Raw genomic sequence first — 19,546 nt, 5'->3', positions numbered from 1 at the left:
GCGAGGCAGCATGCTCCCTGAATGGGTTTTTCAAAAGTGCCCGGAGATCTCTGCGGTTCATCGCGATGGCGCGATCGCGCGTCAGGCGCAATTGACAAAACCAACCGGTGCGCTCGGCCGGCTCGAGCAGCTTGCAATCGAGCTTGCGGGTTTGCAGGCGACCGAGCAACCGCGCGCAGCACGCGTGCCGATCATCATTTTTGCCGGAGATCACGGCATCGTCGCGCAGGGCGTGTCGGCCTATCCGCAAGCGGTGACCATCGCGATGATGGCGAATTTTGCCTCCGGTGGCGCCGCGATCTCGGTGCTGGCGCGCGAGCTTGGTTCGAGCCTCGAGGTCGTCGATGCCGGCACGCTGGCGGAGGTGGCGATGCCGGGCATCGTCACGGACAAGCCGCGCCGTGGCACCCGTGATTTCAGCGTCGAAGCCGCGCTCATGCCTGCGGAGCTGGCATTCGCCTTCGAAGCTGGCCGGCGCGCAGTTGCGCGGGCGGCAGCCAGCCAACCCGATCTCCTCATCTTCGGCGAGATGGGCATTGGCAACACCACGACCTCGGCGGCGATGGCCGCGAGCCTGCTCGGCATCAGCGCCGAAGAGGTCGCGGGCAGCGGCACCGGCGTCGATGCGGCTGGCCGCGCGCACAAGGCGCGCGTGATCGAGGCAGCGATCGCACGTCATGGCGTGGCCGAGGCCTCGCCCGAACAGATCCTGTGCGCCGTGGGCGGCTTCGAGATCGCAGCGATCTCCGGCGCGATCATCGCGGCCGCGCAGGCGCGCATTCCCGTGCTGATCGACGGTTTCATCGTGTCGGTTGCGGCGCTCGCGGCGGTGCGGCTCAATCCGTCGTGCCAACCATTTCTGCTGCCGTCGCATCAATCGGCGGAGCACGGGCATCGCCTGGTGCTGCGCGCGCTGAACGTGCAGCCGCTGATCAGCCTCGATCTCAGGCTCGGCGAAGGATCGGGCGCGGCGATCGCGCTGCCGCTGGTGCGGTTCGCCTGCAGCCTTCACAGCGACATGGCGACATTCGCACAGGCCAACGTTCCGGATCGGCCTAGCTGATCGGCTGATTGACGGAGACGACGCGCCAGCCGCTCGCGAGCCGGTCGATCCGGGTCAGCGACAGCGGATTGATCACGAAGCGCAACGCGGCCTGCGGCGTCAGGTCGAGCGCGATGCAGAGCGCGGCGCGGATGGTGCCGGAATGCACGACGAGCGTTGCCGCACCGGTGCCGATCCGCGACAGACCGAGCTGTACGCGCGCGATCTGATCCTCGAAGCTCTCGCCGCCGGGCGGCCGTCCGCGCGCCGGATCATTCCAGAACTGCGCATAAGCTTCGCCTCCGGTCGCGGCAAGTTCGTCATGCTTGTGGCCGGTCCAGTCGCCAAACTCCTGCTCGCTGAACTCGGGCAGCAACGCGGGTTCGAGCCCCAGCACGCGTGCCGTCTCGACCGTGCGTCGCGCAGGGCTGGCGTAGCTCGCCGCATTCCGCGGCAGAAGCTGGCGTAGCGCCTCCAGCTGCGCGAGATCGCGAAGATCAGCCGGCGCGTCGGACGCATGGATCGTCCCCGCGACCCCGTCGACGGGGGCATGACGGATCAGCCAGAGGAAGGTCGCGCCTTCCATGCAAATCTCCAAGGAAGTTGGGGCTGCGGCAATATCACCGCGGTCTGTACATTGACTCTGTCTTGGTCGTAATCCTAGATAGCTCTGATGGTTTCCCCGAGAGGGGATGAAAAGGGAATGCGGTGCGGGGACGTTGTCCCCAATGCCGTAGCTGCCCCCGCAACTGTAAGCGGTGAATCCTTCGTCACAAGCCACTGGGTCCTCGGTCCCCGGGAAGGCGACGAAGCGGTCACGACCCGCGAGCCAGGAGACCTGCCGTCAGCCGTGGTCACACGCGAAGATGTCGGTCGGGGAGTACAGACATTCGGCTTCTTCGGAAGGCTGACAAGCCAGACGATGGGACCTTGGTTCGCGGTGACGTGCCACTGACGTCACACCGAGGTCCAGGACCATGTCTTCCGTCCGTATTGCGCGATCGCGCCGTTTTCTGCTCGCGTCCGCCGCCCTCACATGCTTCGCCGTCGTCGATATTCCGGCCGCGTTGGCGCAGCAGACCCGCGAGTCTCTGCCGCCCGTGGAGGTGTCGCCCCCGCAATCCCGCAAACAGGCCGGCCGGGACGCGGCAAACGCCCGCCGCACGCTTGTTGCGGCACCGGCTGCGCCAAAGCCCGTCGTGCCGAACGCCGCGGCGCCGACGCCGCTCAACAGCAACGCCGTCGCCGAAAGCGCCTCGCGCCTCGGTTTAACCGTGCGCGAGACGCCCGCGACCGTGGAGGTGATCTCCGCCGAAACCATGCGCGAGCAGGGCTATCGCACCGTCTCCGAGGTGGCCCAGGGCGCGGTCGGCGTCACCGCCGGCGACAATCCCGCGGAACCCTCGGCCTTCTCGATGCGCGGCTTCACCAACAGCCAGATCAACACGCTCTACAACGGCATCAAGATCGGTCCGCAGAACATGACCTCGCGGATCATGGACACGGCCAATCTCGAAGCCGTGGAAATTTTGAAAGGCCCGGCCTCGCTGATGTCCGGCGAAGGCGCCGCGGGCGGCGCGATCAATTTCGTCACCAAGCAGCCGCACACGGGTCCAGTCCAGAACGAGGCGGACTTCTCGTACGACTCACTAAACTCGTTCCGCGCCCATTACGGATCCGGCGGCAGCACCAACGTGCAGGGGCTCGACTACCGCTTCGATGTCAGCCGTTCCTCGCTCAACGGCTTTGCCGACGACACAAACACCAAGACGCTCGACGTGTCTGGCCAGCTCAACTACCGCGTCTCCAACGGTCTCAAGGTCTGGGGTGCAATTGAATATCGCGAGGACCGCTCCAAAGCCTATTGGGGTGCGCCGCTGGTGCCGGTGGCCTTCAGCGGCGCGCACGCCACAGCGGGTATCATCTCGGGCACCTATATTGCCTCTAACGGATCGAATCTCGGGCCGGTCACGATCGACGACCGCACCTTCAACACAAACTACAATGTCCTCGACAATCGCAACGTGGCGCAGGAAGTCTGGCTGCGCGGCGGCTTCGAGCTGAAGCTGGCGCCCGATCTGACGCTGAAGAGCCAGGCCTATGCCTACGGCGCGGAGCGCAGCTGGTTCAACAACGAGGTCGAGGCGTTCAACACGGCGACGAATACGGTTGATCGCAGTCGCTTCTATGTGGCGCACAGCCAGCGCCTGGTCGGCAACATCACCGACCTGACCTGGGATGCGAACATCGCAGGTTTCGACAATCGCCTCGTCACGACGCTGTCGTCGAGCTACCTCGACTTTGTCAGGCCCGGCGCCGCTAACTTTCCTGCCGACTCCGTTGACCTGGTCGATCCTAACCGCGGCCTTTACGGCCTGCTCTCGACGCAGCAGCAGACAGCTCGTATCGACAACGAGGCGCTGTCGTTCGAGGACCGATTGAAGCTGACGCGCACCTTCTCGCTGATCGGCGGCCTGCGCGTCGAGCACATTGGGCTCGACCGCAATTCGACCGACGTCAACGGCCTAGAGAAGGCCGATTTCCCGTTCTCGAGATCCTGGGCACCGGTCACCGGCCGCATCGGCTACACTTGGGAGGCCATAGCCGGCCTGACCTTCTTCAGCCAGTACGCGACCGGTGCCGACATCTCGGCCAACAATATCTTCCTGCTCGGACCGACCCAGCCGCTCGATCTGACGACCGCGCGCACCTATGAGACAGGCGTCAAACATGTGCTCTGGGACAACCGGGCGGAGTGGTCGTTCTCGGCCTACGACATCCTGCGCAAGAACGTCTATGCCGCAGCCGGCGGCATGACGCTCAACATTGCGGGACGGCAGGAATCGAAGGGCGTCGAGCTTGCTGGATCAATCCGCCTGATCGAGCCTCTGCGTCTGTGGGGCAACATCGCCTATGTCGATGCGCGCTACGCCGATTACGACTTCGCCGGCGGCTCGTTCTCGGGCAACACGCCGCCGAACGTGCCGCGCATCGTCGCCAATGCCGGCGCGTCCTGGCGCTTCGCTACGGCGTGGCCGGTGGAGGTCGGCATCACCGGCCGCCATGTCGGCGACCGCTATAACAGCGATGCCAACACCGTCACGATGAATGCCTATACGGTCGGCGATGTCTACGCCTTCGTCGACATCCCCAAGATGGTCTTCAATGCGATCGACCAAGCCCGCGTGACCTTCCGGGTGCGTAACTTCACCGACAAGCGCTACGCGATCTGGGGCGATCCGTTCTATCCTGATCAGATCCTGCTCGGTGCGCCGCGCACCTACGAGGTCTGCGCGGCGTTCAAATGGTAGGGCCGTTGACCACATGATGAGCGTGATTGTCCTGCTGCACCGTTGGCTCGGGATCGCGTTCTGCTTGCTGTTCGCGATGTGGTTCGCCAGCGGAATCGTGATGCACTTCGTTCCGTTTCCGTCGCTGACGGAAGCGGAGCGCTTTGCCGGGCTTGCCCCGCTGGATCGCGGACCGGCGATTATGCCGGTTGCCGACGCCGTGGCTGCGAGCGGGATGAAGGATGTCACGCGCGTTCGCCTGATCCAGCGCAGCGACGGGCCAGTCTATGTCGTGTCGGGGCCGTCAATTGCGCGATCGATCCGTGCTTCGGATCGGGACGACGCATCGGTTACGGTTCCCGATGTCGCGCTCGCCATCGCGCGCGCCCACGCCGACCGACGCGGGCTCGATGCCACACGCGCCGCGATTGTTGCACGCGCCGGTTACGACCAGTGGAGCGTATCCAACGGGTTCGATCGACACCGGCCTATATTCCGCATTGCTCTCGGCGATACACTCGGAACAGAAATCTACGTCTCGTCGCGCACCGGCGAGGTCGTGCTGGATACGACCCGCAGCGAGCGCGGCTGGAATTGGGCCGGCAGCGTCTTGCACTGGATCTACCCGACGGTCCTCAGGAGCAACTGGTCGCTGTGGGACCAGGTGGTCTCGACATTATCGCTGGCGGCCTTGATCGCGGCGGTGCTGGGGGCGGTGCTTGGAATCATCAGGATCAGGATTCGAGGGCGCCGGATTTCGCCCTATCGCGGCTGGCATGCCCTGCATCACGTCATTGGCCTCGTATCGACCGTTTTCGTGCTGACCTGGATTTTCAGTGGCTGGCTCTCCATGGATCACGGCCGGCTGTTCTCGCGCGGGCAGTTGACGCCAGCAGAAGCGGGCGTGACAAACGCTGTGCCGGATTGGCGAGCGACTTCATCCTTCGATCGGCTGCTCGTACCGTCCTCTGTGCGTGAGGTCGAATGGTTTGCTTTCAATGGCAGCGTCTATCGGCGCGACCGGACCGGCCTCAACAGTCAGACGTTGACCGAAGCGGGCGAGCCGGGCCGTAATCCGCAGATGGCGTTCCTGGCTGAGCAGGACGTCCTCAGCCTGACGACGCGCCTTGCGGCAGGCTGCGGCGCAGCGTCCGTTCTAGCCGATAACGATGATTATCCCGCTCAGTCGATCATTCCCCAGGCGCCCGTCTACCGTTCGCGCTGCGGGGATCTCTGGTTCGACATCGATGGCGCCGACGGCAGCGTCTTGCAAAGACTGGATGCCTCGCGGCGGGCCTATCGCTGGGCCTACAGCGCGCTGCACACGCTCGATTTCCCGGTCCTCATGGCGCATCGGCGTCTGCGCGATGTCCTGATCGTCGGGCTTTGCGCACTCGGCCTGGTGTTCTCCGTCACCGGCATCGCGATCGGGTGGCGGCGTCTGCAAGCGAAATTTGCGACCTGAGCGGCATGACGTGCCTTTCTATTTTGTGGTCACGGCGCGCGCGGACAGCGTGACCAGGCACATCAGCGCCGCGAGCATCCAGAACGCCATAGGCAGGCCGGCGGCGTGGGCGACAAAACCGATGCCGGCGGGGCCGACCAGAATGCCGGCATAGCCGGCAGTGGTGATTGACGCTACCGCGAGGCCGGTGGGCATCGCGGTCTGCCTGGCGGCGCGGCGAAACAGCACCGGCACGAGGTTCGACGCGCCAAGGCCGATGAGCAGGAAACCGGCGATGGCAATGGCCGCGCTCGGCGCGAGCAGCAACACAGCAAGGCCTGCGACGGCAAGCAGGCTTCCACCGACCAGCGTTGTGCGATCGCCGAGACGCGCCACGACGGCGTCGCCGCCAAGCCGCCCGGCGGTCATCGCGATCGAGAACACGATGTAACCGATCCCGCCCTGGGTCTCGCTGACGAGACCCGTGCCGATGACGAGCAGTGCGCCCCAATCGAGCATCGCGCCTTCGATCAGAAAGGTGATGGCCGCCAGCAGCGCCAGCAGCAGCACGATGCCATGCGGCAGCACGAACAGCGGTCCCTCCTGCGCCTTTGCCGAACGCAGCAGGCGCGGCCAGGCAAGCCCCATCGCGATCAGCATCAGTGCGGAGCAGATCAATGCGCATGCGAGCGGACCAAGATGAAACGACAACAGCGCCGTCATCACCGCCGATCCGGCGAAGCCGCCAATGCTGAAGAGCGCGTGAAAGCCCGACATCAGCGGTTGTCCTGCCGCGCGTTCGACGTCGACGGCATGGATGTTCATGGCGACGTCGATGGAGCCGAGCGCAGCGCCGAATGCGAGCAAGGCAATCGCCAATGTCACAGGCGTGCCGGCCATGACCAGCAGAGGCAAGACCAATGCGAGGCCGATCCCGCCTGCGATGATGATCGGCTTGGTGCCGTGGCGTGCGCTCAAAATGCCGGTCGCGAGCATCGCGACGACCGAGCCGATGCCGAGGCTGAGCAGCAGCAAGCCAAGGACCGCGTCATCGACCGCGAGCCGCTCCTTCGCGAACGGCACCAGCGGCGCCCAGCAGGCGATGCCGAAGCCGGCGACCAGGAACGAGAGGCGGGTGGCGAGCCGCGTCGCCGGCCGGTCGGCTGATGTCATTCGTGAGGCTCCGGAGAGGATTGGGGAGGAGAGAGAGGGCGCAGTTATCAACCGAGGCGAGGAGAGATGCTCCGCGTGCTTGTAGCTCGAATGGAGCGACTTGTCGGTTCGAACAACTGGTGCGACATATGACATGACGTATCAGGTGCTTCTCAGTTCCGCTGAACGGGGCGGACGGCATGAAAACTGCTTGGCTGGAAAAACGGTGCGGGGCCGCGTTATGCTGCGCGGGCCGGCACGCCCCTGAAGAGAAATCTGCCCAAGAAATCTGCAAAAAAATCAGGAACTCGCTGATGCGTATCGTCAATGTTGCCGCCGCCCAGATGGGCCCGATCCAGAAAGCCGATAGCCGCGAGTCCGCGGTCAAGCGCATGATCGCGCTGATGGACGAGGCCAAGGCCAAAGGCGCCGACCTGATCGTCTACCCGGAACTGGCGCTGACGACGTTCTTCCCCCGCTGGTACGCCGAGGATCGGGCCGAGTTCGATAACTGGTTCGAGCGCGAGATGCCGAACGCGGCGACCAAGCCTCTGTTCGAACGTGCGGCGCAACATCAGATGGCGATGAACTTCGGCTATGCCGAGCTCACGCCCGATGGCCATCACTTCAACACCGCGATCTTGACCGACAAATCCGGCAAGATCGTCGGCAAATATCGCAAGGTCCATTTGCCGGGCCATGTGGAGTACGACACCAAGCGCTCGCATCAACACCTGGAGAAGCGCTATTTCGAGCCGGGCGATCTCGGCTTCAACGTCTGGCGCGAGCTGGACGGCATCATCGGCATGGCCATCTGCAATGACAGGCGCTGGCCCGAGACCTATCGCGTGATGGGCCTGCAGGGCGTCGAGATGGTGCTGATCGGCTACAACACGCCGTCAGTCAATGCGGAGCGAAGCGAAGAGGGCGTCGAGAAGCGGCTGTTTCACAACCGTCTCTCCGTGCAGGCCGGCGCGTATCAGAACGCGACCTGGGTGGTCGCGGTGGCCAAGGCCGGCGTCGAGGACGGCCACCCGCTGTTCGGCGGTAGCCTGATCGTTGATCCCAATGGCGAGATCGTCGCCGAAGCCAAGACCGAGGAGGACGAACTCCTGGTCTATCCCTGTGACCTCGATGCCACCAGCTTCGGCAAAACCACGATATTCAACTTTGCACAGCACCGCCGCATCGAGCATTACGGCCTGATCACCAGCCGCACCGGCGCGGTGCCGCCGCCGGAGAAGTGATGCCGACGGTCTTACTGCAAATCGGTAATCATTGCGCGCAGGCCTATCACGGAGTTCCTCATGACTGAACCCACTTACGATCTGATCATCCGCGGCGGTCGCGTTGCGACCACGACCGATGTGTTCGAGGCCGACGTCGCCATCTCCGGCGAGACCATCGCGGCCATCGGCCGCGGGCTTCCACCTGCCAGGCGCGAGATCGACGCACGCGGCAAGCTGGTACTGCCCGGCGGCGTCGACAGTCATGCGCATATCGAGCAGCTGTCTGCCGCCGGCATCATGAATGCCGACACTTTTGAAAGCGCGACCGTGTCGGCGGCCTTTGGCGGCACGACCACGGTGATCCCGTTCGCGGCCCAGCACGTCGGCATGAAGCTGCCGCAGGTGGTGGCGGACTATCACGCGCTGGCCAGGAAGGGCGCCGTGATCGACTACGCCTTCCACATGATCATTGCGGATGCGACCAGGGAGACGGTCGAGGAGCACATCCCGGCGCTGGTGAAGCAGGGCCATGCCTCGATCAAGGTCTTCATGACCTACGACCGGCTCAGGGTCGACGACGAACCGCTGCTCGACATCCTCTTGGCCGCACGCCAGTCCGGCGCGATGTTGTGCGCCCATGCCGAAAATCACGGCATCATCGCCTGGATGGTCAAGCGGCTGCTTGCGCGCGGTTACACCATGCCGAAATACCACGCTGTCAGTCATGCGCGCGTCTCGGAGGCGGAAGCCTTCACCCGGCTGATTGGCATGGCGGCGCTGATCGATCAGCCCATCATGATCTTCCATGTCTCGACCGCCGAAGGCGCCAAGGTCATCCGCGACTCGCGCGGGCAGGGGCTCAAGGTATTCGCCGAGACCTGTCCGCAATACCTGTTCCTTACGGCCGATGATCTCGACAAGCCCGGCGCGGAGGGCGCCAAGTGGATGTGCAGCCCGCCGCCGCGCGCGCATGCGGACCAGGAGGCGCTGTGGCAGGCGCTGTCGCTCGGCGATCTCCAGACCATCTCATCGGACCACGCGCCGTATCGTTACGACGAGACCGGCAAATTGCGCGCCGGGCCCAATCCGAACTTCAAGCAGGTCGCCAACGGCCTGCCGGGACTGGAGCTGCGGCTTCCGCTGCTGTTCGATGCGATGGTGTCGAAGGGGCGGCTCGGCCTGGAAAAGTTCGTGGAGCTGACGTCGACCGCGCCGGCAAAGATCTACAATCTGCATCCGCGCAAGGGTTCGATCGCTGTCGGCGCCGATGCCGATATCGCGATCTGGGACCCCAATCGCGAGACCACGATCGCCGACGAGATGATGCACGACCTCACCGGCTATACGCCGTTTGCGGGCCGCAAGCTGAAGGGCTGGCCGGTGTCGGTGCTGTCGCGCGGACGCGTGATCATCGACGGCGACAAGTGCCTCGCATCCGCCGGCAGCGGCAAGTTCCTGGCGCGCAGCGGCGGCGAGGCGGCAAAGCCGACAGGTCGGCTCGTGGCGGACATGGATCCTGAGCGGAATTTCGGAGCAAGACTGCTGTGATTGTGGATCCGGCGCGATGAAGATAGCGGATGCCGCTTCCACACCCGTTGTCCCTACGTGTTCGATCGCTGCCGGACGGACGAGCCGCAGCTTCGTTCGGCTGAGGGCGAGCAATGGGTGGCCTGCCATCTGGACGCGCTGCCGGCGGGGTAGGCGACCCCTGCAGGCGGCGGGTCTGTTTCGCCTGCGCTCAATCGTTCTTTAAAAAGAGTCCACTCTACCGAAATGCGAAATGGCGTATTTGTCGTTCATGGTGATGAGGCTCGGCGGGTATTGCGCGCGAAGACGTCGCCACGGTCGGCATTTTCCTGCCACGGCGGCAACTCCTCCACCACCATCTCGGGATGCGCGAGGAGGAACGGGGTGGTGAGATAGTTCCAGATCGCGACGCCGCAGAAGAAGACCAGGCCCGCGCGTCTACCTTTCGTCCGGCCCGCTGCCGGACGCGGGCGGGGCTCATCGCCCTTCAGGACCGGCGCCATGCCATCCGCCTGGAGCGCCGCCTGCCGTCATACTGGCGTCACGAGCTTGCCGCCCGATGCCGAGATCAAGCCGGAGGGGGCCGTGTTCTTGGCGTCCCTCGTCCTGCGAGCCCAACCGGGATGATGGTGCGGAGCTTCCACCGTGCCGGCGATGTCGAGAACCGGCTGGGCTTCCACGTCGGACAGATCGGCGACTGACGGAACCGCTGCGGCGCTCGACCGGTTGGAGGGCGGGGCGGTCACGCCAAGGCCGCCTTCCACCGGTGCGGAGCGTCGCTGAACGACCCGCAAACACAAAAAGGACAGATGAGATGATCCGCAAAGCGAAAGCAGTATGGCAGGGCACCGGTCGCGACGGCAGCGGCCATCTATCGAGCGAATCCGGCGTGCTCGCCGAGACACCCTATTCGTTCAAGACGCGGTTCGAGAACGAGAAGGGGACCAATCCCGAGGAATTGATCGCAGCCGCCCACGCCGGCTGCTTCACGATGGCGCTGGCGTTTGGCCTGCAACTCGCCGGCTTCACGCCGACCGAGCTCTCGACGGAAGCTGCGGTCACGCTCGATCCGGAAGGCAAGGGTTTCAAGATCAGCAAATCGGCGCTCACCTTGCGCGCCAAGGTTCCCAACCTCGACGACGCCGGTTTTGCTCGCATTGCCGGCGAGGCCGAGAAGAACTGTCCGGTGTCGAAAGTGCTCAACGCCGCGATCACGCTCGACGCCAAGTTGATCTAGCCGGACCCCGGGGCAGTCGCCCCGTGCCTTGCCAACATCAGCTAGATGAAGACAGGGTTCGGGCGATTTTGCCTGAGGTATCACGATCACCAAGATGATCCTCGCTTGCGCGCGGCCACGCAGTAAGGTGAGATCATCCGAATTGACCAGATGGAGCATCAAATGACGACAGAGCGCGCAGTTTTGGCAGGAGGCTGCTTCTGGGGCATGCAGGATTTGATCCGCAGGCAACCCGGCGTGATCTCAACTCGCGTTGGCTACACCGGCGGTCGGGTGAAGAACGCCACCTATCGCAATCACGAAGGCCATGCCGAAGCGATCGAGATCATTTTCGATCCCGTGAAGACCAGCTTCAGGACGATGCTGGAGTTCTTTTTCCAGATCCACGATCCTACGACGCTCAACCGCCAGGGCAACGATCTGGGAACGAGCTACCGCTCGGCGATTTTCTACACGTCAGACGAGCAGAAGCACGTCGCTGAAGACACCATTGCCGATGTCGAGGCGTCGCGTCTGTGGCCCGGCAAGGTGGTGACGGAAGTCGCGCCGGCCGGCGAATTCTGGGAGGCCGAGCCCGAGCATCAGGATTATCTCGAACGCTATCCCGACGGCTACACTTGTCATTTCATCCGGCCCGATTGGAAGTTGCCGCGGCGCGCGGCTGTTGCGGGAGGCTAGAGTTCGCGAGGAGAATCTGGGATTACGACGCGCGCAGCTGCGTGATCAGGTTACGTCGGGCAAAACACCCGCCACGCCGTCAACCCCTCTCCGTAAAAATATTCCACTTTACCGAAATTCGGAAACGGCGTATGTGTCGTGGTATCCCGGCTCATCCTTGAGGGGCGATCTCGTGTCGTCTTGATTGCGAGCCGGGCTTGCGGTGGACGCGGGCAGCGTCGGGTGCGAGAGGTGCGGGCAGGGCGGGTAGTCCCTGTGAGCCCGAAACCGCGTGCCGACGAGCGGCGCTGTCAGGTTCGTCTCGCCAGCATTTTCTCGGCAATTTCGACAAAGCCGGGGAATAATGCGGCGAACAAGCGAGCCGTGCGTACGGCAAAACCGTGTGGTCCTGGCCGTCGTCGCTACGGTCAAGCTTTCGCGGAGATGTGGAGCGCCCAACCGGGGTCAACCGCATCGTCAATTCGCGGGGCGAGGGAGGCCAGAGGGAACTCGGCTCCCGGGAGAGCACGGCATAAGCCGTCAACCCATCGCGCAGGGAAGGCCGAGTGATTGGCACCACCTGTATGCTGCTGTGCGGTCTTTTTGCGCACCATCTTCGCGCAGCGGACCGCGGGTGCGAGGTCAGCACCCGGCCTTCCCTGCGCCCTCTCGGACAAGAGGGTGACAAGAGACGAAAGAGATCAAGCAAAGCTCGGGCGAATTGCGCCGCGAGGGCGAGAAGGTGTGTCCATCGCCGCGAAGACCTCGCTTTGAATGGTATGTCGGAAATCCTTCCCCCGGTCCAAAAGGCTTGATTGCAACGGCGCGGTCGAAGTGCGTGCGGGAGGCCGTCGAAGCCTGCGGCCTGGAGTGCTCGTTCGACGTGGGCTCGGATCGCGTCGCGCTCGGTATCGATCCAGCCATGCGCGCGGGCCTTGGTCACCATCTCCGCCTGGTGCTGATCCCAACTGGCGTTATCGGGACGGCCCTTCTGGTCAAATCAGCCGCCGCGGATCTGACGTTTGCCATCGGCGGATCCCGCGCAAGCCGGATGAGCCTGTTGCTGGAACGCGAACGCGGGTGCCATGACGATGCGGTAACGTTCCGGCTCGTACGAAGTGCAGGTGCTCGGACTAGGAACCAGAGCGATTTGCGCGCGATTGTCCGGGACAGAAGCTGGGCTTGGCGAACGCTCCGCGGCAAGCCGGCGATCATAGCGAGGCTGCGATGCCGTATCGGATATCTAACCGCCGCACTTTCGACCACGGCAGTGTCCATCTGTTGGCTTGTGGTCTCGCAAGCCTCGCAGGGGCGGTTGCGGGTGCTTCACTCGCGCGGGGAGCCCGCCGAAGCGGGTTTGAGTCCAATCGCCACACGCAATTGGCGCAGCTCGATGGCACGCCTGCGCGACATTACTACGCCGGCTTCAATCCGCAGCGCGCGATCGCCATCGCTGACCTCCGCGCCATGGCCCACAAGCGGCTGCCGCGCTTTGCGCTCGAATATCTCGAGGGCGGAGCTGAGGACGAAGCCGCGATGTTTCGCGAGCAGCGCGCATTCGCCGACTGGCGCTTCATGCCGAAAACCCTGGTCGATGTGTCTCGGCGCACGCTGGCCACCGACATCCTTGGACGATCCGCCGCGATGCCGCTCGTGGTGTCCCCGACCGGTCTGAACGGCATCCTTCATGTCCATGGCGACAGCTTGCTGGCGGAGGCGGCGCTGCGCGCGGATGTTCCATTCGTGCAAAGCACGATGTCGAACGACACCATGGAGGAGGTCGCCCGCGCGGCGCCTGGCGTTCGCCACTGGTGGCAGCTCTATGTATTTGGCGGCGATGAGATCTGGCAGGAACTGCTCCGGCGCGCCGACGGTGCAGGGTGTGAGGCTCTCGTGCTGACCACCAATGCCCAGATCTTTGGTGATCGCGAGTGGCAGCGTCGCAACCAGGTGGGAAAGAGCCGGCTCACCGTGCTTGCGGCGCTGGAAAGCCTGACGCATCCGCGCTGGTTCGCCGAAAATCCGCTCTCGCATGGGCTGCCGAGCTTCGCCAACATCATCGACTTCGTGCCGAAAGACCAGCGCAGCTTCTTCGCAGCCTCGAGCTGGGTCCGTGCCAACCAGCCGACCTCGCTGAGCTGGGACACGGTCGCAAAGATCAGGCAACGCTGGAAGAAGCCGTTCGTCCTCAAGGGCATTCTCTGCCCCGACGACGTGCGGCGCGCCGTCGATAGCGGCGTGGACGGGGTCGTGCTGAGCAGTCACGGCGGCCGCCAGCTGGACTGGACGATCTCACCGCTCGATCTGCTGCCGGTCGCGCGCGAGATCGTCGGCGATAGGATCGCGCTTTACATGTCCGGTGGCGTGCGACGAGGGACCGATCTGCTCAAGGCCTGCGCGCTCGGCGCCGATGCCGTCTGGGTGGGGCGTGCACCGCTCTACGGCCTCAGTGCCGCCGGAGCTGCAGGCGCCGCCCGCGCCCTCGAGATCCTCAAGACCGAGGCCGAGAATGCAGTGGGTCTGTTGGGCGTGAACCGCGTGGACGAGCTTGGTCCGCACCTGCTCGCCCATCAGGGGCGGGCGGCTTAGAAGCCAATCCAACGAGGCACGGAGGCCGATCGTGAACCGGCAACCGAACATCAAGGACTACGCCATCATCGGCGATTGCAGGACAGCGGCTCTGATCTCGCGAGAAGGTTCGCTCGATTGGCTGTGCCTGCCGAACTTTTCTAGTCCCAGCGCATTTGCCCGTCTGCTTGACCCCAATGCCGGCCACTTCTCGATCAGGCCGCGTGGCTCCTTCGCGGTCCAACGTCGCTATGTACCGGAGACGGCGGTGCTCGAGACGACATTCAAGACCGACAGTGGCACTGTACGATTGATCGATCTCTGCCCCATCTCGGACAGCGTCGGATCGCTGCTCCCGATGCGCGAGATCCTGCGGATCGTCGAGGGCGTTGACGGCGTCGTGGACCTGGAGGTCGAATTCGCGCCGCGACTGGACTATGGGCGCGTGCTAGCTCCGATATGCAGGTTGACCGATACGGTGTGGCGCTGCGATGGCGGGCGCCATTTATTGCTCCTCAACAGCAACGTCGAATGTGCCGATGACGGACCAATGCTCAGAGCAGCGCCGCGCATCTCTTCCGGAGAGCGTCGGCATTTCAGCCTCGCTTACGTCGAGTGCGACATCGGCACGATCGCGCCGGTCGGTGCGGAGGCCGATGGCCGGTGCGACCGCACCATCGCCTGGTGGCGCAATTGGAGCAATACCTGCAATTTTTCCGGGCGCGAGCGGGACGCCGTGCTGCGCAGCGCGATCACGCTCAAGCTCATGACGTTCTGTCTGTCCGGTGCGATCGTGGCGGCGCCCACCACGTCCCTGCCGGAAGTGGTGGGCGGCGCGCGCAATTGGGATTACCGCTACTGCTGGCTCCGCGACGCGGGGCTGACCATGAGCTCGCTAGTCGATCTCGGTTTCCACGAAGAGGCCGCGACATATCTCGGCTGGCTCCTGCATGCGACGCGGCTGACGCGGCCGAATTTGAGCATCCTCTACGATGTTTATGGTCGCACTGACGTGCGCGAGCGGATGGCCGGTTGGCTTGCCGGCTATGGGAGTACGAGGCCGGTTCGTCTTGGCAATGACGCGATCACGCAGCGCCAGCTCGACGTGCACGGCCAGGTGATCGCCGCCGCCCAGATCTTTGCTGCCTCGGGATGTGAACTCAGCCCACTGGAGGCGCGCATGCTAGTCGGCTTCGGGGATGTCGTCAGCAAGCGGTGGCGCGAGCCGGACAATGGCATCTGGGAAATCCCGGGGGACCGCCGCTCATACACCTTCTCGAAAGTCATGTGCTGGGTCGCAATGGATCGGTTACTGTCCCTGCACGAGCGGGGCACGATCGATATCGGAGCGCGCGAGGCACCATTCCGGAAAGTCCGCGCCGAGATCGCCGAATGTATCGAGAGCCGCGGGTTCAATACGGATCTCGACAGCTATACCGCCGAACTCGATGGGAGCGAGGTCGACGCGGCGCTACTGCTGCTGGTGCACTTCGGCTACAAGGCCGCATCGGACCGGCGGATGGTTACGACCTGCAATCGCATCGAGCAGCAACTCGGTTGCGGTGATGGGCTGCTGTACCGCTATCGGCCTGGACATGACGGCTTAAAGGGCAGGGAAGGCGCCTTCGGCACCGTCAGCTTCTTTGCAATCGTGCACCTGGCTGACCGCGGCCTCCTCCACGAAGCGGGACAGCGCTTCGATCATCTGTGCGCGCTGGGCAATGACGTCGGGCTGTTTGGCGAGGAGATCGAGCCTGGATCCGGGCACGCGCTCGGCAACTTCCCTCAGGCCTTCACCCATGTCGGGCTGATCCATGCCGCCCTTGGCATCGCGCGTGCGCGCCGGAGGGTAGGTTCGTGAGCGCGCTGGACGGAGTTTCTTGGTTTCTGCCGCTCTGGGCGCTGGTCGCGACGCTGACCATGACCTCCATTCTGGAAGCGAGCCGGGGGCTTGGCTTCTCCCGCCTGAGCTTGCCGCTCCTGATCGGCACGTTCTTCACGGCTCAGCGCGGACGCGCGGTCATCCTTGGCTTTGTTGTCTATACGCTCGGCGGGTGGCTATTTGCGTTCGTCTATTTTCTGCTGTTCGCGAGCGTCCGGATTTATACATGGTGGTTCGGTGCGCTTGCGGGGCTGGTCCACGGACTGTTTCTCCTGACCTGCGCGCTGCCACTGCTGCCGTTCGTGCATCCGCGGATGGCATCGGAATATCATTCCGCAAGCGCAATCCGGCAACTTGAGCCGCCCGGGTTTCTGGCCATGAATTATGGCTACCATACGCCCCTGAGCACACTGTTCGCCCAGATCGTCTATGGGATGACGCTCGGGGGTTTCGTTCAGGTCGCAAATTGGATGAGCTCTTGAGCCGGCGTCTAGTCGTATCGCCTGCGCAGCGCTCTGCGAGGAGGAAGGGGCCGGGCGATCCGGCCAAGCATCAGAAGCGCTGCTCCGCATGCAATGACCGGTGCGAGGCGGGCAACGGTGCCGCGGACCACGATCGCACTGTTGCTGGATTCGCTGCCGAAGCTGCCGCGGGTGCGATGCAGGTCGCGGACGGGCTCCAGAAGGTTGTCCTTTCGGTAAGGCGCGACAGGTGTGCCGGTTTCCTGGCCGTTGAATGTCGTTCGTGCGAGGTAGCGATCGAACAGGCCCGGCGCCAGCATGTTTCCGAGCACGACGGCCAGCGTGCTCGCGCCGATCCAGTACTCTCGCGCAGGCTGTAAGGCGGCGCGATAGAGCGTGTCGGCGATCACCTCCGGCTGGACGACCGGCGGCACCGGACGTGGCTGGTGCGTCCGGTGGGTGCGTGCCCAATCGAACTGTGGCGTGTTGACGGCCGGCAGTTCCACGATCGTGACGTTGATGCGAGAGCCGGTATGGATTAGCTCGGTGCGGAGCGAGTTGGTAAAGCCGCGGATCGCGTGTTTCGATCCGCAATAGGCGGCCTGCAACGGGATGCCGCGAAATGCCAAGGCCGATCCGACCTGAATGATCGTGCCACGGTTGCGCGGACGCATGTGGCGCAAGGCCGCCATCGTACCGTGAACCACGCCCAGATAGGTCACCTCGGTCACGCGGCGGAATTCGTCCGGCGTCAGGTCCCAGACCGGCGAGAAAACGGTTACCATCGCATCGTTGATCCAGACGTCGATCGGCCCGAAATGTTCGGCGATGGCATCGGCGGCAGCAAAGACCTGATCGGCGTGGGCAACGTCGGCTGGCATTACGAAGCCGCGGCCGCCAAGCCGCTCGATCTCGTCCTTCACGTCGTTCAAGGCATCCTTGTCGCGGGCGATCAGCCCGATCTTTGCGCCACCGCGTGCAAAGCGGTGGACCGCGGAGCGGCCCACGCCTGCGGATGCGCCCGTAATCACGACTGTGCGGTTCTGAAGTTCACGCGGCATTGATCTCACCATTCGTCCGGCCGGTTCTGTGGGCCAACCACGCGCGGCACCAGAGGGTTCCTTGGGGATCGAAGCCGGCTGCATCTTCGTCGAAGGTCGGTAGGAACGCTCCCGGCGACTATCCGTTCTTCGATCAAGAGGGCGGGTTGAAATCACGGACGAGGCGCCATGGCATCTCCCACTGCATCAGACATTCTGGTCGAGACACTGCTCGACTGGGGCGTAGACACCGTGTTCGGAATCCCGGGCGACGGGATCAACGGCATCATCGAGGCGCTGCGTACGCGCCAGGACCGGATCAAATTCATCCAGGTGCGGCACGAAGAGGCCGCGGCGTTCAACGCGTGCGCTTATGCCAAGTGGACCGGGCGGCTCGGCGTCTGCATTGCGACCTCCGGCCCCGGCGGCATTCACCTGCTGAACGGCCTCTACGACGCCAAGCTCGATGGACAGCCGGTGCTTGCGATCACCGGACTGCAATTCCACGACCTGCTTCACACCTTCACCCAGCAGGATGTGGAACTGGACAAGCTCTATATGGATGTTTGCGTCTACAACAGCCGCATCATGGGGCCGCAGCACGTCGAGAACGTGGTCGAACTGGCCTGCCGCACGGCGCTCGCCTATCGCGGCGTCGCGCACGTCACGCTGCCCGTCGACATGCAGTCCCAACCCGTCAGCGCCGGCACGCGATCGGAGCGCAACATCCCGCATCACGTGCCGGATCTGATGGCCCGTTCCGCGCAGGCTCCGAGTGAGGAGCAACTCGGTCGTGCCGCAGAAATCCTCAACGCGGGCAAGAAGACGGCAATCCTCGCCGGCCGCGGCGCGCTTGACGCGCGTGAACAGGTGCTGGCCGTGGCGGAGCGTCTCGGAGCGCCGGTGATCAAGCCGCTGCTCGGCAAGGGTGTCGTCCCCGACGACAGCCCATTCTCGGCGGGCGGCATCGGGTTGCTTGGCACCAAGCCGGCGCAGGAGGCGCTGGAAAGCTGCGACACGCTGCTGATTGCCGGCAGCTCATTCCCCTATATCGAGTTCTATCCGAAGCCGGCTCAGGCACAGGCCGTGCAGATCGAGCTCGACCCGATGCGTGTGGGCCTGCGCTATCCCGTTGCGGCGGGTCTCGTGGGCGATACCGGAAAGGCGTTGCAGGCGCTGCTGCCCCGGTTGAACTACCGCGACGACCGCTCATTCCTGGAGACGGCCCAGGCCGGCATGAAGGAGTGGACAGCATTGATGACCGAGCGCGGCACGCGGACGGACAAGCCCATGAAGCCCGAGGTCGTCGCCCATGAGCTCAACAAGCTGCTCACGGACGATGCGATCGTGTCGACCGACTCGGGCACGATCACCACCTGGATCGCGCGTCATCTGATCATGCGCGGGAACATGATGTTCTCGTGCTCGGGCAATTTGGCCACGATGGCCTGCGGCCTGCCTTACGCAATCGCAGCTGCGGTTGCGCATCCAGGCCGGCAAGTTGTGGCCTTCGTCGGTGACGGCGGCCTGACCATGCTGATGGGGGAACTCGCGACCTGCGTCAAGTACGGTCTCGATGTGAAGATCGTCGTGATCAAGAACAACGCGCTCGGTCAGATCAAGTGGGAGCAGATGGTGTTTCTGGGCAACCCGGAATATGTCTGCGATCTCCAGCCGATCGACTTCGTCGCTGTGGCGCGCGGCTTCGGCGTCAACGCCTTCGGCATCGACGATCCCAAGCGCTGCGGCGATACGCTGCGCGAAGCACTTAATATGCGTGGCCCTGTCCTGATCGAGGCGACCGTCGACCCGCATGAGCCGCCAATGCCGCCCAAGGCGACCATGAAGCAGGTCAAGAACTTTGCGGAGTCGCTGGCTCGCGGCACACCGGCAGCCAAGAAGATCGCTTGGACGATTGCCTCTGACGTCGTCCGCGAGATTACCTGAGGCCGCACAGCATACCGGCTCGGTGGCGACCGCTGTGGTTTGCGTCCACGGAGGCGCGCCCGGCCGCGCA

15 protein-coding genes, 2 pseudogenes and 1 riboswitch are annotated in these 19,546 nt (G+C 64.2%); of the genes and pseudogenes, 13 read left to right on the top strand and 4 right to left on the bottom strand.

Translation table 11 applies throughout. The features are described from left to right. Nucleotides 1–10 precede the first annotated feature (10 nt). Nucleotides 11–1,063 carry a nicotinate-nucleotide--dimethylbenzimidazole phosphoribosyltransferase gene (cobT, locus tag JJE66_RS23715; RefSeq protein ID WP_200516893.1) on the top strand — a complete coding sequence of 351 codons (1,053 nt, stop codon included), beginning with the start codon at nt 11–13 and terminating at the stop codon, nt 1,061–1,063. Here the strand turns inward: cobT and JJE66_RS23710 are convergent. Continuing rightward, a complete protein-coding gene (locus tag JJE66_RS23710) occupies nt 1,056–1,628 on the bottom strand; it encodes a histidine phosphatase family protein (RefSeq protein WP_200516892.1) in 573 nt (190 codons plus the stop codon). The genes cobT and JJE66_RS23710 overlap by 8 nt on opposite strands. A 71-nt stretch (nt 1,629–1,699) precedes the next feature. Then, nucleotides 1,700–1,903: riboswitch (cobalamin riboswitch) on the top strand. Between the two features lie 116 nt (nt 1,904–2,019). Between JJE66_RS23710 and JJE66_RS23705 the strand changes: the two genes are divergently transcribed. Then, entirely contained in the window at nt 2,020–4,353 is a 2,334-nt protein-coding gene (locus JJE66_RS23705) for a TonB-dependent siderophore receptor (RefSeq protein WP_200516891.1), read from the top strand. Nucleotides 4,354–4,366: 13 nt separating this feature from the next. Further along, the gene (locus JJE66_RS23700) at nt 4,367–5,797 is read left to right on the top strand and encodes a PepSY domain-containing protein (RefSeq protein ID WP_200516890.1); all 1,431 of its coding nucleotides are present in this window, start codon (nt 4,367–4,369) and stop codon (nt 5,795–5,797) included. Nucleotides 5,798–5,815: 18 nt separating this feature from the next. Here the strand turns inward: JJE66_RS23700 and JJE66_RS23695 are convergent, their stop codons facing one another. Then, nucleotides 5,816–6,949, bottom strand: a complete 1,134-nt coding sequence (locus JJE66_RS23695; protein ID WP_200516889.1) for an MFS transporter — start codon at nt 6,947–6,949, stop codon at nt 5,816–5,818. 293 nt (nt 6,950–7,242) lie between these two features. Here JJE66_RS23695 and JJE66_RS23690 point away from each other — a divergent pair, with 293 nt between their 5' ends. The 3 genes and pseudogenes from JJE66_RS23690 to JJE66_RS23680 all read left to right on the top strand — a co-directional run. Next, nucleotides 7,243–8,175, top strand: coding sequence for an N-carbamoyl-D-amino-acid hydrolase (locus tag JJE66_RS23690; RefSeq protein WP_200516888.1), 933 nt, complete (start codon nt 7,243–7,245; stop codon nt 8,173–8,175). Between the two features lie 60 nt (nt 8,176–8,235). After that, nucleotides 8,236–9,705 (top strand): dihydropyrimidinase, encoded by a 1,470-nt coding sequence (gene hydA / locus JJE66_RS23685; protein WP_200516887.1) that lies wholly within the window; start codon nt 8,236–8,238, stop codon nt 9,703–9,705. A gap of 24 nt (nt 9,706–9,729) precedes the next feature. Next, nucleotides 9,730–9,858: pseudogene (locus JJE66_RS23680) on the top strand (peptide ABC transporter substrate-binding protein); the annotation flags it as partial. A gap of 95 nt (nt 9,859–9,953) precedes the next feature. Here JJE66_RS23680 and JJE66_RS23675 read toward each other — a convergent pair. Beyond that, nucleotides 9,954–10,187 carry a hypothetical protein gene (locus tag JJE66_RS23675; protein WP_200518955.1) on the bottom strand — a complete coding sequence of 78 codons (234 nt, stop codon included), beginning with the start codon at nt 10,185–10,187 and terminating at the stop codon, nt 9,954–9,956. Between the two features lie 25 nt (nt 10,188–10,212). Here JJE66_RS23675 and JJE66_RS38685 point away from each other — a divergent pair. The 6 genes and pseudogenes from JJE66_RS38685 to JJE66_RS23645 form a co-directional block, all read left to right on the top strand. After that, nucleotides 10,213–10,385 (top strand): annotated as a pseudogene (locus JJE66_RS38685) (enoyl-CoA hydratase/isomerase family protein); the annotation flags it as partial. A gap of 113 nt (nt 10,386–10,498) precedes the next feature. Beyond that, nucleotides 10,499–10,921, top strand: coding sequence for an OsmC family protein (locus tag JJE66_RS23665; protein ID WP_200516885.1), 423 nt, complete (start codon nt 10,499–10,501; stop codon nt 10,919–10,921). 162 nt (nt 10,922–11,083) lie between these two features. Next, nucleotides 11,084–11,599, top strand: coding sequence for a peptide-methionine (S)-S-oxide reductase MsrA (gene msrA, locus JJE66_RS23660; protein WP_200516884.1), 516 nt, complete (start codon nt 11,084–11,086; stop codon nt 11,597–11,599). Nucleotides 11,600–12,958: 1,359 nt separating this feature from the next. Then, nucleotides 12,959–14,167 (top strand): alpha-hydroxy acid oxidase, encoded by a 1,209-nt coding sequence (locus tag JJE66_RS23655; protein ID WP_200516883.1) that lies wholly within the window; start codon nt 12,959–12,961, stop codon nt 14,165–14,167. A 31-nt stretch (nt 14,168–14,198) separates the two neighbouring features. Continuing rightward, entirely contained in the window at nt 14,199–16,007 is a 1,809-nt protein-coding gene (locus tag JJE66_RS23650) for a glycoside hydrolase family 15 protein (protein ID WP_200516882.1), read from the top strand. After that, entirely contained in the window at nt 16,004–16,510 is a 507-nt protein-coding gene (locus tag JJE66_RS23645) for a hypothetical protein (RefSeq protein ID WP_200516881.1), read from the top strand. Before JJE66_RS23650 ends, JJE66_RS23645 begins: the two co-directional genes overlap by 4 nt. A gap of 8 nt (nt 16,511–16,518) precedes the next feature. On the opposite strand, the gene JJE66_RS23640 is transcribed toward JJE66_RS23645, so the two are convergent. Further along, complete coding sequence (locus JJE66_RS23640) at nt 16,519–17,550, bottom strand: SDR family oxidoreductase (protein WP_200518724.1); 1,032 nt, start codon at nt 17,548–17,550, stop codon at nt 16,519–16,521. Between the two features lie 168 nt (nt 17,551–17,718). Between JJE66_RS23640 and JJE66_RS23635 the strand changes: the two genes are divergently transcribed. Next, on the top strand, nt 17,719–19,476 hold the full coding sequence (locus JJE66_RS23635) for a thiamine pyrophosphate-dependent enzyme (RefSeq protein WP_200516880.1): 1,758 nt from the start codon (nt 17,719–17,721) through the stop codon (nt 19,474–19,476). Nucleotides 19,477–19,546: the final 70 nt, after the last annotated feature.

It is taken from the genome of Bradyrhizobium diazoefficiens, assembly GCF_016612535.1.
In the GTDB taxonomy this organism is placed as follows: domain Bacteria; phylum Pseudomonadota; class Alphaproteobacteria; order Rhizobiales; family Xanthobacteraceae; genus Bradyrhizobium; species Bradyrhizobium diazoefficiens_C.
Note: the sequence above shows the minus strand (reverse complement) of the source record. Positions and strands in the feature narration are given on the sequence as shown.

Coding starts and splice junctions, on each gene's coding strand:
- cobT (WP_200516893.1), top strand. CDS start 11: ATGCTCCCTGAATGGGTTTTTCAAAAGTGCCCGGAGATCTCTGCGGTT.
- JJE66_RS23710 (WP_200516892.1), bottom strand. CDS start 1,628: ATGGAAGGCGCGACCTTCCTCTGGCTGATCCGTCATGCCCCCGTCGAC.
- JJE66_RS23705 (WP_200516891.1), top strand. CDS start 2,020: ATGTCTTCCGTCCGTATTGCGCGATCGCGCCGTTTTCTGCTCGCGTCC.
- JJE66_RS23700 (WP_200516890.1), top strand. CDS start 4,367: ATGATGAGCGTGATTGTCCTGCTGCACCGTTGGCTCGGGATCGCGTTC.
- JJE66_RS23695 (WP_200516889.1), bottom strand. CDS start 6,949: ATGACATCAGCCGACCGGCCGGCGACGCGGCTCGCCACCCGCCTCTCG.
- JJE66_RS23690 (WP_200516888.1), top strand. CDS start 7,243: ATGCGTATCGTCAATGTTGCCGCCGCCCAGATGGGCCCGATCCAGAAA.
- hydA (WP_200516887.1), top strand. CDS start 8,236: ATGACTGAACCCACTTACGATCTGATCATCCGCGGCGGTCGCGTTGCG.
- JJE66_RS23675 (WP_200518955.1), bottom strand. CDS start 10,187: ATGGCGCCGGTCCTGAAGGGCGATGAGCCCCGCCCGCGTCCGGCAGCG.
- JJE66_RS23665 (WP_200516885.1), top strand. CDS start 10,499: ATGATCCGCAAAGCGAAAGCAGTATGGCAGGGCACCGGTCGCGACGGC.
- msrA (WP_200516884.1), top strand. CDS start 11,084: ATGACGACAGAGCGCGCAGTTTTGGCAGGAGGCTGCTTCTGGGGCATG.
- JJE66_RS23640 (WP_200518724.1), bottom strand. CDS start 17,550: ATGCCGCGTGAACTTCAGAACCGCACAGTCGTGATTACGGGCGCATCC.
- JJE66_RS23635 (WP_200516880.1), top strand. CDS start 17,719: ATGGCATCTCCCACTGCATCAGACATTCTGGTCGAGACACTGCTCGAC.